This window comes from Pseudoalteromonas sp. M8 (assembly GCF_018141365.1).
Classification (GTDB): Bacteria; Pseudomonadota; Gammaproteobacteria; order Enterobacterales; family Alteromonadaceae; genus Pseudoalteromonas.
In genome coordinates this window covers 3,475,671-3,490,170 of the sequence record NZ_CP047240.1, presented here as the reverse complement: position 1 = coordinate 3,490,170, position 14,500 = coordinate 3,475,671, and the positions used below count along the sequence as shown (strand labels likewise).

General features: G+C 41.9%; 9 protein-coding genes. 4 read left to right on the top strand and 5 right to left on the bottom strand.

Translation table 11 applies throughout. The features are described 5' to 3' along the window. Positions 1 to 39 precede the first annotated feature (39 nt). Positions 40 to 975: a DUF368 domain-containing protein gene (locus tag GSF13_RS20515; RefSeq protein ID WP_010606014.1), complete on the top strand. Its 936-nt coding sequence runs from the start codon at positions 40 to 42 to the stop codon at positions 973 to 975. Between the two features lie 37 nt (positions 976 to 1,012). Here GSF13_RS20515 and GSF13_RS20510 read toward each other — a convergent pair whose 3' ends face one another. After that, positions 1,013 to 1,702: a 2OG-Fe(II) oxygenase family protein gene (locus GSF13_RS20510; RefSeq protein ID WP_211866942.1), complete on the bottom strand. Its 690-nt coding sequence runs from the start codon at positions 1,700 to 1,702 to the stop codon at positions 1,013 to 1,015. Positions 1,703 to 1,848: 146 nt separating this feature from the next. On the opposite strand from GSF13_RS20510, the gene nhaD reads away from it, so the two are divergent. Beyond that, entirely contained in the window at positions 1,849 to 3,297 is a 1,449-nt protein-coding gene (gene nhaD, locus GSF13_RS20505) for a sodium:proton antiporter NhaD (protein ID WP_029215836.1), read from the top strand. A gap of 58 nt (positions 3,298 to 3,355) precedes the next feature. On the opposite strand, the gene GSF13_RS20500 is transcribed toward nhaD, so the two are convergent. From GSF13_RS20500 to GSF13_RS20485, 4 genes are all read right to left on the bottom strand, one after another. Continuing rightward, positions 3,356 to 4,366 (bottom strand): ATP-dependent 6-phosphofructokinase, encoded by a 1,011-nt coding sequence (locus tag GSF13_RS20500; RefSeq protein WP_211866941.1) that lies wholly within the window; start codon positions 4,364 to 4,366, stop codon positions 3,356 to 3,358. A 150-nt stretch (positions 4,367 to 4,516) separates the two neighbouring features. Then, the gene (locus tag GSF13_RS20495; protein ID WP_010606018.1) at positions 4,517 to 4,912 is read right to left on the bottom strand and encodes an MmcQ/YjbR family DNA-binding protein; all 396 of its coding nucleotides are present in this window, start codon (positions 4,910 to 4,912) and stop codon (positions 4,517 to 4,519) included. Between the two features lie 822 nt (positions 4,913 to 5,734). Then, a complete protein-coding gene (locus GSF13_RS20490) occupies positions 5,735 to 7,972 on the bottom strand; it encodes a bifunctional diguanylate cyclase/phosphodiesterase (protein WP_010606019.1) in 2,238 nt (745 codons plus the stop codon). Positions 7,973 to 8,236: 264 nt separating this feature from the next. Continuing rightward, a complete protein-coding gene (locus GSF13_RS20485) occupies positions 8,237 to 10,906 on the bottom strand; it encodes an insulinase family protein (RefSeq protein ID WP_211866939.1) in 2,670 nt (889 codons plus the stop codon). 286 nt (positions 10,907 to 11,192) lie between these two features. Here GSF13_RS20485 and sixA point away from each other — a divergent pair, with 286 nt between their 5' ends. Then, complete coding sequence (sixA, locus tag GSF13_RS20480) at positions 11,193 to 11,654, top strand: phosphohistidine phosphatase SixA (RefSeq protein ID WP_010606021.1); 462 nt, start codon at positions 11,193 to 11,195, stop codon at positions 11,652 to 11,654. A 557-nt stretch (positions 11,655 to 12,211) separates the two neighbouring features. Then, positions 12,212 to 14,494 (top strand): TonB-dependent receptor, encoded by a 2,283-nt coding sequence (locus GSF13_RS20475; RefSeq protein WP_174169792.1) that lies wholly within the window; start codon positions 12,212 to 12,214, stop codon positions 14,492 to 14,494. Positions 14,495 to 14,500: the final 6 nt, after the last annotated feature.

Genomic DNA, 14,500 nt, shown 5'->3' with positions numbered 1-14,500 from the left:
AGTTAAACTGCTCGGCAGTGGAAATGAAAGGAGAAATTTGTGCAGTATAAAGATAGCAAGCGAGACTATCTCTTTATGTTTTTAAAAGGGGCCGGAATGGGGGCTGCGGATGTTGTCCCTGGCGTTTCTGGCGGTACTATCGCTTTTATTACCGGTATCTATGCACGTTTTTTAAATGCCATCAAAAGTGTGAACTTACAGGCTTTGAGCACATTGCGTCGTGACGGCCTAAAAGCAACGTGGCAGTACATTGATGGTAGCTTTTTACTGGCGGTATTTTCTGGTTTGCTCATCAGTGCAGCGTCTTTGGCGAAGGTGATCACTTATTTATTGGAAGCACACCAAACACTGGTATGGTCATTTTTCTTTGGTCTTATCGTCGCTTCTTTTATTTATGTTGCAAAACAGGTCTCTCATTGGAACGGCCAAAATATTATCGCCTGCGCAGTTGGTGCTGTCGTGGCCTTTGCTATTACTTCCCTTTCACCAGCTGAAGCACAAGCATCTCATTGGATGTTTTTTATCTCAGGTGCTATTGCCATTTGCGCGATGATCTTACCTGGGATCTCAGGGAGCTTTATTCTACTGTTATTGGGTATGTATGGCCATGTACTCAGTGCGGTGAACCAGCTTGAATTTGGCTTAGTGAGTCTATTCTTACTAGGTTGTATTGTGGGGTTAATGTCGTTTTCGCGTCTACTCAGCTGGCTATTGGCGCACTATCAGCAAGTAACGTTTTCGCTACTAGCTGGCTTTTTACTTGGCTCGCTTAATTTATTGTGGCCTTGGAAACAAGTGCTTACGACTTACGTGAATTCCAGTGGTATAGAAAAGCCATTGAGTCAGGCCAATATTTTGCCAGCACAATACAGTACGCTGTATGGTCAAGACCCGAATACGTTGGCATGTATTGCGCTTGCCATTGCAGGCCTTGCGCTGATCTTAACCATTGAAAAGATAAGCGAAAAATATTAATAACATAGACATCTAGAACAATAGGTACGTGTTGAGCTTACGTGTCTATTGTTCTAAACCACCCAGTCACAGAAAGTCGCGGCGCTTTTGTAAATGGCGCGACGTAAGTCACAGAATGAATTTTACTTACATCAAAAACCACCAGTGAATTGAACTTAGGTGCATAACTTTTAGTGGGTGTGCCATCACGTTCAAAAAACTGCAGTAGCCCGCCCCAGTCAGGGTGCCAACTTTTGCTTAGGCTAAGTACATAGGCATAAACCCGGCCCTCAGCTTCAACAATGTCATTATGTCGCGTTAAATACTGACCACCAATAAATCGTGTTGCTTGGGCAGAGGTACGGATAATGTTCTGTCCAGATATCGCGGAAAAGCAGGACTGTACAGCGCTACTATTGAGGTTATTGTAGAGCTTTTTCAGCGCGTCAGGGCTCGTCGATTCTATGGAGTGGCGGCCATACATAAAACCAACGCCACGTGATGCATAGCTATGTATATCTTCGAGCAAGGCTTGCTGCTCTTGCGGTGTTAAGGCAAGAATATCACTGTCTTTGACTGATTTTGCTGCCCCGTTATGAAAAAGTGCGAGTTGGTAGTCTAGGTTACAGAGGCACTCATGTAGTTGTTGAGCGTTTGTATCGTCTAGAATATTTTCAATCCGTGCAAAGCCTTCGTTGCTCAATTTTTGCTGTAATTTAATTTGTTGTTGCTGCGAAAGTTGAAGCATAAATACCTACTGCTGATGTATGGGCCTGTTTGTAATATTGTAAACAGTCTGCCTTAGACTTCAGTCCAATGCTGATTATTTTTTATCTATGCTAAAGTGAGTTTGGCTGAAATGCCATCCCTCTGCACTCATCGATAGGCAAAAAAATGAAAATCAATGGACTACTGCTATTCTGTTGCGCATGGGTCATATCCGTGATCCCATCACCAGCCTTGGCGGCTCAAGGCACTTTAGATCTTACCAGCTCGACACTCGGCTTGGTTTGTATTGTTGTCTTCGTTTTAGCATACGCACTTGTAATGCTCGAAGAAAAACTCCATATGCGAAAATCAAAGCCAGTGCTCGTGGCGGCAGGCGTCATTTGGCTCATGATTGGGGCGTATTACGTCAATCAGGGGCAACCCGATGTTACCGAGCATGCATTTCGGCACAATTTGTTAGAATTTGCGGAGCTGATGTTGTTCTTGCTGGTTGCGATGACTTATATCAACGCACTAGAGGAACGCCGCCTTTTTGATGCGCTACGAGCGTGGATGATCCAAAAGGGTTTTAGCTATAAGAATCTCTTTTGGATCACTGGGTTTTTATCCTTTTTTATCTCTCCAATTGCAGATAACCTAACCACAGCCTTACTGATGTGTGCTGTGGTGATGAAGGTGGCTGAAGGTGACAAAGAGTTTATCAATTTAAGCTGTATCAATATTGTGATAGCAGCCAATGCAGGCGGTGCATTCAGCCCCTTTGGTGACATTACCACTTTGATGGTATGGCAAGCTGGTATGGTACATTTCAGCGAATTTTTAGCGCTATTTGTTCCTTCACTGGTCAATTACATCGTACCAGCACTCGTAATGAGTTATTTTGTGGCGGATAGAAAGCCCAGTGCAGTTTACGAAAGAGTAGAGCTTAAACGCGGCGCTTTGAGAATTTTAACTTTGTTCCTACTGACTGTCGCAACCGCTGTGCTTTCACACAGCTTGCTGCATTTACCACCGGTTCTTGGCATGATGATGGGCTTGGGCTACCTACAGTTTTTTGGTTACTTCCTAAGAATGACATTGCCTGGGTCATTAGCAAGAAAGCGAGCGATGGCCGAGAGAGAAGGGGATCAAGAGCGTCTCGAGAAGTTAGGAAGTGTTGTGCCATTCGATGTGTTTAGCAAAGTTTCACGCGCTGAGTGGGATACCTTATTATTCTTCTACGGCATCGTTATGTGTGTTGGTGGTCTTGGGTTTCTCGGTTATTTAAGTTTAATGTCAGAGATATTATACGGTGAATGGTCTGCAACCTATGCCAACGTATTCTTAGGCATTATTTCTGCGGTCATCGATAACATTCCAGTGATGTTTGCCGTGCTGTCGATGCAACCTGAAATGTCACATGGCCATTGGTTGTTGATCACGCTTACGGCTGGGGTAGGGGGAAGTTTACTTTCTATTGGCTCTGCGGCAGGTGTTGCGCTTATGGGGCAAGCTAGAGGCTATTATACTTTTATGGGGCACTTAAAGTGGGCACCTGTGATCTTGCTTGGTTATATCGCGAGCATTTTATGTCACCTGTGGCTTAACGAATCTGCTTTTAGCGTGTTTGGCTAGCGCTTACACAAGGTGTAGTGAGAGTGAATAATCAATATGTGCTTCACTCTCACTGCTTTTATTGCTCGGCGAGGTAATGCCGATAACGTTGTACCCATTCCTGTGATACTGGTTTATCCATATTCAGCACTTTCTCTACTTCAGTAATTACAATTGCACCATGTATTTTTCCTACCATAACGGGCGTCGCAACATCAGTGTTTGGTTTGATGCTACCATTAATCACTTCCACGGCCGTTACTCCTAATTCCGTGGCGAGCATTCTATCTTCAACAGATGGTGCCCCACCTCGTTGAATATGGCCTAACACGCAAAGTGCACAATTGATATCGTCATTGCTATTTAACTCTGTCTTAAGCGCTTGAGCGCCGCCTGGCCATAAATTTTCGGCCAGTATTATCAAAAAGCTACCGTGTTGATGTTGTTGCTCTATGGCATTTTTGAGATGAGCTAAGACCTGAGAGGTATTCTCTACCGTGCAATTTTCAAATGAAATGATAGCCTCAGCACCTGTCGCAATACCTACATGGTAAGCAATATGCCCGTTATGACGACCCATCACCTCGGTGATAAAAACTCGCTCAAAGGCATTTGCGGTATCACGGATTTTATCTATTGCGGAGGTGGCAGTATTGATGGCTGTGGAAAAGCCAATGGTGTTGTCACACCCTGAAAGGTCGTTATCTATAGTACCGGGAATACCAATTAGCTGACCTTGCCAGTGAGCTGCCAGCGCCTGCATTCCCCTAAACGAGCCGTCACCACCAATCACAATAAGTACGTCAATATGGAGCTTTCTCAGGGCATTTGCTGCTTGCAGCACGCCTGAGGGTTCTAGCATCGCAGGGCAGCGGGCACTTTTTAGAATTGTGCCACCAAGTTGGGTGATATCGGTGACGGAAACCGCACTTAGCTCGGTGTACTCTTGATTAATTAGACCATTGTAACCATGAAAAAAGCCAAAGCACTGAAATCCAGACCTCAGGGCACTTAACGTGATAGCTCTAATCGCTGAGTTCATCCCCGGCGCATCACCGCCACTTGTCAATACTGCTATCCTTTTCGTCATGTCGTCACTCTAACATTGCTTGGTTATTCTTTTTGTATACTATCAGAGTGATTTGAAGACAAGTTGATCGACATTAAATATAGAGATTAAGTGCGAGGATATATATAGAAAGGTAAAACGGCATTTAGGTTTACCTAAATGCCGTTTTAATTAACGTTGCGTGACTTTGCTAGCAAGTTCTTCACGTTGTGCGGTCGGTAGGTTATCCACGACGATTTGATAAGAATCATCGATCATTTTCTTTATTTCGTCTTCTGGAATAGTGCCATCTAAGATGACTGTATTCCAAAGACGCTTATTCATGTGATAACCAGGCACAACAGACGAATACTTATCTCTAAGCAATAATGCTTCGTCAGGGTCGCATTTTACATTTAACCACCAAACAGGTTCACCATTTTCATTTACTTGCCCCTCTTTCCCCTCAGTCAGAGTTGCAAACATTTTATGTTGAACTTTGTACACATCTACGTCTTGCGCAAAAGGCTTAGTGATAAAGGTTGCAGGCTTGGCCTGCAAATATTCATGTACGCTTTTCTGATCCATAGCCCGTGTCCTTGAAGTAACAGTTAATACTACATGAGAGTAAGTTTAGCAGCTCTTGTGATAATACTGTAATCGTCTATCAGTAAAAACTATCAGAAAGTCTATACTATGGCGTTATAACGCAGACAATTATTGAATAACTGACCGTTTTATATCGGTTTAACTCACAGTTGACGATTAAAATAAGTACAGTGTGTAAAAGCACTAAAATTTCAGTCGTCTACAATATTAGAAAAGCTAACTTTTAATTTCCAGTTAAGGACAAAGTCTGCTCAACACAGTACGCTAAAAATACACTCATAACCTAAGTGGACTAAGCTAGGAAATCATTGGCATTTGACCGTAAAAAATTTCCCACTTGTCTCTATTTCCCAAATTAGGAAAGTTACGGCATAACACCCCTTGTGCAATGCTATACCTCTAAACAGTCCGCTATTAAATTAAATAATACAAAAATATGCAACAATAATTTCTTCATTGATTAAATATTGAACGTTGTGTAGACTCATCGCCCGCATTAGTAAATAGTATCGAAATGTGATGTTTCTTTCCCAATAAAGAATGTTTTAGTTTTCTTTTTGAATTAAAAAACCGAGGTGTATCAGTGGCTTTTGGAATTATTTCAGCTTTATGTGCGATGGCAATGTATCTTCAAACTCTGTGGACTGGAATGCCGAGAAAACGCTGGTTAAGTTTGGCTTTAGTGGCAGGTCCCGCGGCGCTGGTTCTTTTTCGAGTGCACTATCGCAGAGCGTGGATGCGTCGATGCGCAAATTTAGTTAGTTGGAAAGCATAAACGTAGTTAGGTCAAATGAAATAAGGCTATTGTACGAGCTGTAGGTTTGGTTTTTCACTCGGGGTGTGTTGCTTTAAAAATTGCTCAAATTCATTGCTTGAAAGCGGTTTTGAATAGTAATAGCCCTGAACTGTTTGGCAGTTTAACTGTTCTAAAATATTGAGTTGCTCTTCATTTTCAACACCTTCTGCGACAACATGAAGGTCTAAGTTGTGCGCGATAGTGACAATAGAGTCCACCATGTTTCTGCCGCGCTCGTTACCCATGTCATCGATAAATGCCTTATCGACCTTGAGTGTATTCAGTGGAAATTGCTTGAGATAAGCCAGTGATGAATAACCAGTACCAAAGTCATCCATGGCTAAGTGTATTCCTCTAGCACTGAGGGAGCGCATTATCGAAATTGCTTCTTTTGGATCGTCCATCACCGTTCCTTCTGTGATTTCTAACTCAAGAAAATAAGAAGGAAGTTGATTTTTTTGCAAGATAATGTCGATACGAGTGGTCAAATCCGGCAAGCTAAACTGTTTTGCTGATAAATTCACCGCAACTCTGCCATTAAACAATCCTTTATCAATCCAGCGCTTCACATCACGGCATGCTTTGTCTAAAACGACCTCTCCAATTTCGATGATCTGTCCAGTTTCTTCTGCGATGGGGATAAATACACCAGGACTTATCACCCCCTTTTTTGGGGTAATGAAACGTACTAACGCTTCCATACCAACCAGTTCGCCGGTTTTAATGTTCATTTTTGGCTGATAGTAGACAACAAAGTGATCCTCTTTGAGGCCATAACGCATTAAGTTTTCTATCTGCAGACGTTTAACCGCTTGCTCATTCATTGAATCATTAAAGAATAAATAATGGTTACCCTTTTGCTTGGCATGATACATAGCGGTATCTGCATTTTTCAGCAGGCTTTCAGGAGACTTACCATCTTCAGGGCATAGTACAATCCCAACAGAAGAGGTGATCACTAACTCGTGGTTAGCAATTTTAAAAGGCGTAGCAATCGCAGCTAGAAACTGTTTTGCAGTACGTGTAATAGTGTGAATATCATTGGTGCCTGAAATTACCAATGCAAACTCATCACCACCCAGCCGGTAAAAGGTATCTTGTTGGCGAGCAAGTTTATTTAGCCGCATTGCCAGTTTTGCTAGTAGCGTATCACCTAACTGGTGGCCCAGCGAATCGTTGATCTTTTTAAAGTTATCTAAGTCGAAGACAAGTAGGGCATGATGCGCCCCTTGTAACGATAGCTTTTGTAGATTGGTAAAGAACAGGTTGCGATTGGGGAGACCTGTCGTACGATCGCGATTTGATAAATTGTGGAGTTGTGATTCTGCTTTCTTACGTTCGGTTAAATCTGAGTAAACAACCACATAGTTGCTGATCTGGCCGTGATTATTTTTAATCTCGTCAATCGTAATTTCTATAGGCAAGAGTACGTCTGCTGCATTACGAAGTTTGAGTTCTTCTTGCCAATGCTCTGTTTGCTTTAGCTGAGCTTTTACTTGGGCGACAAACTTCTGATCATAACCCGGTAAGTTAAAGTGCTTATTCAGATAATGTTCCCGTTGACCACCAAATAGCTTCAAGTAGCTTGGATTTAGGTCGACTAAATTATAATGTTTGTCGTAAATTGCGATTGCGTCAGTAAGTGATTCAACACATTTTGCAAACAGATTTAACCTTTCTTCGGTACTCTTGAAGTGACTAATATCGCGAACCGTACCTGTCATTCTTAAGGGGTTGAGGTTGGCATCTTTCTCGATAATTTTGCCTCGGTCTAACACCCAATGATACTGACCTAGTTCATCTTTAATACGATAGCTTGCTTCAAAGAAAGGTGTCTTTTCTGCGAAATGCTGTTTCATCAGCTTTTCAACGATTAATAGGTCTTGCGGATGGATCCTATGCTGGTTGGGGATGATGCTGCCAGGCTTGGCAGAGTTCATGCCGTATTTGTCGTTGATCCGAACAATCTCACCTGATTGAATATTCCAGTCCCATAGTGTATCGCCACTGCCTTCAATCGTACTTTTAAATCGTTGTTCTGAGTGCTTAAGTTGAAGAGTGGACTTTTTGAGTTGGTGATTCGACCAAACTAAGTAAGGAATGCTGAGCAGAGCAATCACGCATGGTACAAGCCAGGCTAACTGGGCACCAGTTAATACACTTGCTTCACTGGCGTAAGTTACATGCGGAGTCAGTGATAAAAGTAGTGCATTGATTGTTATTGTTTTTATTTTTAGGCTCATATTATGCGTAATTCATAACTGCAATCTCTAATCTAAATCAAGCCATTGTAGTAGTCAAAAGGAAAACGTTGATTAAGGGTAAATTCAGGTTAATTGCGGTTTTTCACAACAGCGAAACAAAGTTTCAGATGAAATTCATTGCGCTAACGAATATGGTTGCGCATTTTTTGAGCTTCAGTTGAGACTTATATGGATGCGCTAGGTGAGGAAAGTCTTATTAGGTATCTGAAAACTTGATAAGCGCTCCTTGCTTACACTAAAGCATTAATTGCACTTTAAAATCAATCGTGGAGCATTTGGCTCTAGCATCTTATCTATATAGGCAAGGATGTCTTCTAGTTCCAAATCGGCCAAAGCATGGATTAATCTTTGTTGCATATCAAACTGGTGAAAGTCATTGGTAATTGAAATCCACAAACGCTGCGCTCTTAGCCTCAGGTTTTTGTCTTGCTCCGAAATATGTAACAACAAGCTTTCTTTAGAGCGCTGCCAACTTTTCTCATCTAACTGATGTAATTGCTTTGCAAATTGTTTAAGAAATCTAGTATGCCTTGTAAGTAGGTGTTTACTATCAAAGTTGGGGGATTGAATATAAAAAGCGATACCCGCACGCGTATTGAATGGTGCATATCCAGCGCCAACCAAATAACCAAGTTGTTCCTTCGTTCTTAATTGCTCAAAATAATCTTGATTAATGAGATTATTAACCGCCATCATGGTGACTTTTTCTTCAACAGAATCGGTACGTGATTGAAAATATTCAATGAAGGCATAATCACTGCCTTCACGTTCGATATGTTGTTCCGTTAGTTGCGTCAACTCGTTTAAGGGACGTTTCAGATCTTCCAAGATTTCGCTGCTTGAAAACAGCCCGTGTACTGATGTTTTTAATTTTTCAGCATGTTTTAGTTGCCAATTACCATGCATAAAAGCTTTGACGTGAATGGCTGAAAAAAACTGCTTTCTGAACAATTGAAATTCGTTAAAGCTGGCACTTTTAAGTGCGCTGGCTAAATCTTCAGGACTTGGATTCCATGGCATCAAGTGAGCCCCAAGTCTGCTAAATAGTTCGCTCACTGGTTTATTCTTATTGTGATTTTTCCAGTGGCGGATAAGTTGCTTTTTATATTCTGCAAAGCGAGCTGCATGGATAGGTTGGTTCAGTAGCGCCTCGACTAGCTCTAAAACCAAGGTAATTTGATTACCTGTAAGTCCTGCAGTGTGCAGGGTTAAGCCTCCTTGATGAGAATTAATATGATAACTAAGGCCTGCCAATTCTGCGCTATAAAAACGCTCTGCAACAGCATCCATAAAGAGATCGGCAAACAGGCGAGATAGTGCCATATGTTTATGACAGGTGACGGACGGGGCGGAGTCTATTTCGAGATAAAAATGCCCCTTGGTAACTCTAAAAGTCAGATCTTGTTTAAACCAAAATTCAAATCCAGGCTGATCAGCAAGGCGGATCGGCGTATCTTGATCGCTCTCTACATCATGAAGTGGATTTTTCGCGCTAAGGTATGGATTAATTAATGGCAGCGACATTTGTGGCAAAGGCATATGCACATTATAAAGAGACTCAATCCAGTCTGTAGCTATCGGCGAGACACTATATGGCGTGTTGTACCACTTGGCCTTTTTATTTACCTCTACATTAGGGTGGATAAGCACAAGGCGCATATTGGTAGGACACAAATGCATCAGTAGTTTTTCGTGTTGCTCTTGAGAAAAGCCATCCATGCGATAATCACCATAGAGAAAATCTTCTTCCTCATAGTGGTGCATATTAACGCTGATTGAATTTACCCAGTCTAACATGCGGCCAACTTCTTGGTTATCGAACGCGATATCCAGTAAAGTACTTTTGTCTTGGTAAAGGCGTGGTAGTGCGGCGGTATTTTGCTTAATTAATGCTATGTACTCGAACAGCATTTCCACTATGTCTTCATAGTATTCAATCCCTTCATCGGTAAGTGCAAAACTGATGTTAAAGTCTCTGAAATTACTACCCGTGATCCCACCACCAGCCGATAGTGCATTGATCCAACCTTGTGACTTGAGGATAGAGTACAGCGAGCCTTTACCTTCATACCCTAACAAATGGGCTAAAAAGCTCACACTCTTATGGCGGTATAAATCTGTAGGGTTGGGCATAGCAAAACTGACAATGAGTTTTTGCATATGCTTTCGGGGTTTGATTTTTAACTCCAATTGCAAGTCGCATTCACGATACATTGGAACTTGTATCGCTGGTTTTTCTTCTTTGGAGCCAATTATTTTCGCAAACGGTAAACTGTAGGATTCCAAGGCTGTCAACGGTTGTGGTCCGGCAACAACTAGTGTCATCCACTGAGCTTTATAATACTTATTAAAAAATGTGCGTAATTCACGGGCTATATTGCCATTACGATCCGCGAGAGTGTCTCGCGTACCAACAGAAAACTTGGCGAATGGGTGTTTAGGATTGATGGTTTCTTTATGAACTTGATAGATGCGACGGCCATCATCTTTGACTTTCATTTTAAACTCAGCGTCAATCGCCTCTCGTTCTTTTTCTGTGTCGCTATCACTCAATAAAGGAGATACAAAGAATTGGCTAAAACGCGCTAATGCTTCATCTAATCGTTCGGCGTCACAGTCAAAGTAATAGCTTGAATGCTCAGTACCTGTCCATGCGTTGCTTTGACCACCATATTGACTAATAAATTGCGAAAAACCACCAGAGTCAGGGTGTTCAACAGTACCAAGAAACAGCATATGTTCTAAAAAGTGTGCCATCCCTTGGCGATCTTCAGGATCGTCAAAGTGACCAACATTAACGGTTAATGATACGGCGCACTTAGCGGTTGAATCGTCATTGATCAACAAGACTCTAAGACCATTGTCCAGTGTTAGTAATTGGTACTGCCGACTATCATTATTACTCAGTTTCAATATGCTGCTGCCGATAAATTAGTTAAAAGATAACTGAAGGTAATTAGAATTTCATTTCATGTTAATCCTTCATTTGTTTTAATATAGCGAACAAACCAGTGAGATAGCTACCGGTTTAGAAGAAAATAATATCCAGCTGCATATATTGAGAAGTCAGCAAGCATAAGATCCTCTGTTGTGAGTGGTACAAAAGGGAAAGACCATTAGCGACAATAGTTTAAATGCGGATCTCATCACGCTTAAGTAAATATATGTAGGATGATATAAATAGAAGGTGCTGAACAGTATGAAGACTATCTTAATAATGCGTCATGGTGAGGCTGAACCTATGCAGGCTGATGATGCGAGTAGAAACTTAACCGAGCAGGGGCTAAAGCAAGCCAAGGATATGGGTCAGTGGTTGAAACAGTACTTTGAGATAGATGCTGCGCTTGTAAGCCCCTTCGTCAGAGCACAACAAACAGCGGAGCAAGTACTTGCACCTCAAACTCCCAAATTTATTGAAACCTGTTCAGACATAGTGCCGAGTGGTTCAGCACACACAGCTATCGATTATCTAGAAACGCTTATGTCTATGTATCCCGTATATCAAACTTGGATTTTGGTTGCACATATGCCGATTGTCAGCTATTTAGTCGATCGTTTGTGTCCTGATACGATGCCTATCTTCTCGACTGCTGCTGTAGCTATAATTGAATACAATGAACAGACTGGACGCGCCGAATTTACATCAATGCAGTTACCTTAAGCTTTTTATTCATAATTGGCATAGAAAGGCTAAAACTTCCCTTTAATCGGTCTAATGTCCTCTTTTTAATTTTGTTTGAACTTTATCATTACACCGGTGTCATATCATTGGCATTGCAATCATGGTTTCCGATATGGCCAATACGTTTGTTTGGGCGCAAATTTGTATTGTTTAGGTAACCGGCACAGTTTCGACCGCTGTGTTATGGTTCTGTTATCGGTAAAGGTGGTTTTTTTGAACTTATATACTATTAAGTTTAAAGGACAATTGTCCGCTTTTTTGTGTTTTTTGTTGCTAAATGTTGTAAACTGTCAGCTAACGTCGCTGAAAGTTGCAAAAAAATTGATTTTTTAGTTCGGTTTATAAAGCAAAGTAGAAATTACCTGCTATAATTACCGCCGTCTCGTTCAGCCTTACAAAGTTGTATCGCACTCTCGACTGTAAGGTCCGCGTTATTATATTCAAATCGCGAAAAATTGAACGTTCACGCCTAAGTGAAACGGCGCCCAAATTTTAAACCGTTGAACAAAGAGTGCACTAAAAGGTCGAAAACCAACATGAAAGCAATGAAAAGATCTACGTTAGCTACCCTTATTAATGCTACGTTGTTCTCTGCTGTGGCAGGTACTTCATTTTCTGCACTTGCTGAAGAAGAGCAAGCCAAAAAAAATCAACTAGAAGTTATTCAAATCACCGCACGTAAACGTGTTGAAAACGCACAAGAAGTACCTGTGTCTGTTTCAGCGCTCCAAGGTGATAACTTGAATGCTTACAGCTCAGCGGGTATGGACATTCGCTTTATGAATGCGAAGATCCCAAGTTTATCGGTAGAATCTTCGTTTGGTCGTACTTTCCCACGTTTTTACGTACGTGGATTAGGTAACACAGACTTCGATCTAAATGCTTCTCAACCTGTATCTTTGGTTGTTGATGAAGTGGTTCAAGAAAACCCTATTCTAAAAGGCTTCCCTGTATTCGATATTGCACGTATTGAAGTATTACGTGGTCCTCAGGGCACGCTATTTGGTCGCAATACGCCAGCAGGTCTTGTTAAATTTGACACAGTTAGACCAAGCCAAGAGTTTGATGGCTATGCTGCTGTTTCTTATGGTAGCCGCGGTGCGGTAGACTTTGAAGGCGCAGTAGGCGGCTCAGTAACTGACCGTGTATCAACGCGTATTTCTGCATTGTGGCAGGAACAAGAAGACTATATCGATGTAAAAGCGCCAGGCTTCGAAAAAGAAGATTCTCTAGGTGGTTACAGCGAGCAAGCCGTTCGTGTTCAATTCCTATATGAAGGCGATGATTTTAACGGCCTACTTAACTACCACTACCGTGATTTAGATGGTCGTCCAATTGCATTTCGCGCAAATTTAATTGAAGCTGGCACAAACAACATTAACCCATTGTATGACAACGATGTGGTATATCACGATGCAGCCTCTCGCTCAACGCAACAGGTTGAAACTCAAGGTTTGAGTCTAAAGCTTGAGTGGGATTTACCTGAGCATACTGTAACGTCAATTACTGCTTGGGAAAGTGCTGAAATCTATTCTCGTGCAGACGTTGACGGTGGTTACGGCCCAAATAATGCTGGCGTTTCAGGTCCTGGTTTGATTATTTTCACTTCTGAAACAGCTGATGTTATTCCTGAGCACAACCAGTATACGCAAGAACTTCGTTTATCAAGCAACTTTTCAGGCGACTATAACTATCAGGTAGGTCTCTTCTTATTTGAAGAAGATCTCATGATTGAAAGCTATAGCTTCGATACGAATGGCTATGATGCCGCGTATGCCCAGTATGGCGTGCAAAACGGTTACGCTTACCAAGATCAAGATACATCAGCATGGGCGGTATTCGGCTCTTTTGATTACACCGTATCTGATGACTTAAAAGTAACAGCTGGTTTGCGTTATTCTGACGATGAGAAAGAGTTTTACGCTAAACGTACTAAAAACCCAACACCTTGGAATGGCTCTCCTGATGTACTTGATGGTACCGCTAACCCAAGCGATAGCCATGTAAGCTGGGATTTAAGTGCCACTTACAAGCTAACTGATGACGTAAACTTGTTTGGTCGTCTTGCTAACGGCTTCCGTGCTCCAAGTGTTCAAGGCCGTATTTTGTTCGGTGATGAAGTAACTGTTGCTAAGTCAGAAACTACCAACTCGATTGAAGCTGGTATTAAGTCAGACGTACTTGATGGCCAAGGTCGTGTAAACGCGACGGTATTCTACTATCAGATGGACGACCAACAGCTAACGGCTGTAGGTGGCGGCTCAAACTTCAACCGCTTAGTGAATGCTGATAAAACAACAGGTTATGGTTTCGAACTTGATACAGAGTGGGTGTTAACGGATGAGCTAAATGCAACGTTTAACCTAAGCTACAACAAAACTGAGCTTGAAGATAAAAACCTTGCAGTTCAGGTTTGTGCTCAATGTACCGTCACAAACACAGTTAACGGTCAGGGCCTAGCAGTACTTGATGGTAACAGCCTACCTCACGCTCCTGAGTGGATTGCAAACGCAACACTTCGCTACACCAAAGAGTTAGAAGATGGCGAGTTCTTTGTATATGGTGATATGTCTTACCGTAGTGAAGTAGACTTCTTCTTATACAAATCAGTAGAATTTGAAGGCGAAGCGTTGTTTGAAACAGGTCTTCGTGCTGGTTATATGTGGTCTGAAGGCGATAACGAATATGAAGTATCTGCTTTTGTTCGTAATCTATTTGACGAGCAAGTGGTTATCGGTGGTGTAGATTTCAATAACAACACCGGTATGCTAAATGAAGCGCGCTTCATTGGTGCTGAATTCAAGGTGAAATTCTTCTAATTCACG

What these genes read in the sequence shown, in the direction of transcription:
- GSF13_RS20490 (WP_010606019.1), bottom strand. Translation starts at nt 7,972, where the DNA reads ATGAGCCTAAAAATAAAAACAATAACAATCAATGCACTACTTTTATCA.
- nhaD (WP_029215836.1), top strand. Translation starts at nt 1,849, where the DNA reads ATGAAAATCAATGGACTACTGCTATTCTGTTGCGCATGGGTCATATCC.
- GSF13_RS20500 (WP_211866941.1), bottom strand. Translation starts at nt 4,366, where the DNA reads ATGACGAAAAGGATAGCAGTATTGACAAGTGGCGGTGATGCGCCGGGG.
- GSF13_RS20495 (WP_010606018.1), bottom strand. Translation starts at nt 4,912, where the DNA reads ATGGATCAGAAAAGCGTACATGAATATTTGCAGGCCAAGCCTGCAACC.
- GSF13_RS20510 (WP_211866942.1), bottom strand. Translation starts at nt 1,702, where the DNA reads ATGCTTCAACTTTCGCAGCAACAACAAATTAAATTACAGCAAAAATTG.
- sixA (WP_010606021.1), top strand. Translation starts at nt 11,193, where the DNA reads ATGAAGACTATCTTAATAATGCGTCATGGTGAGGCTGAACCTATGCAG.
- GSF13_RS20475 (WP_174169792.1), top strand. Translation starts at nt 12,212, where the DNA reads ATGAAAGCAATGAAAAGATCTACGTTAGCTACCCTTATTAATGCTACG.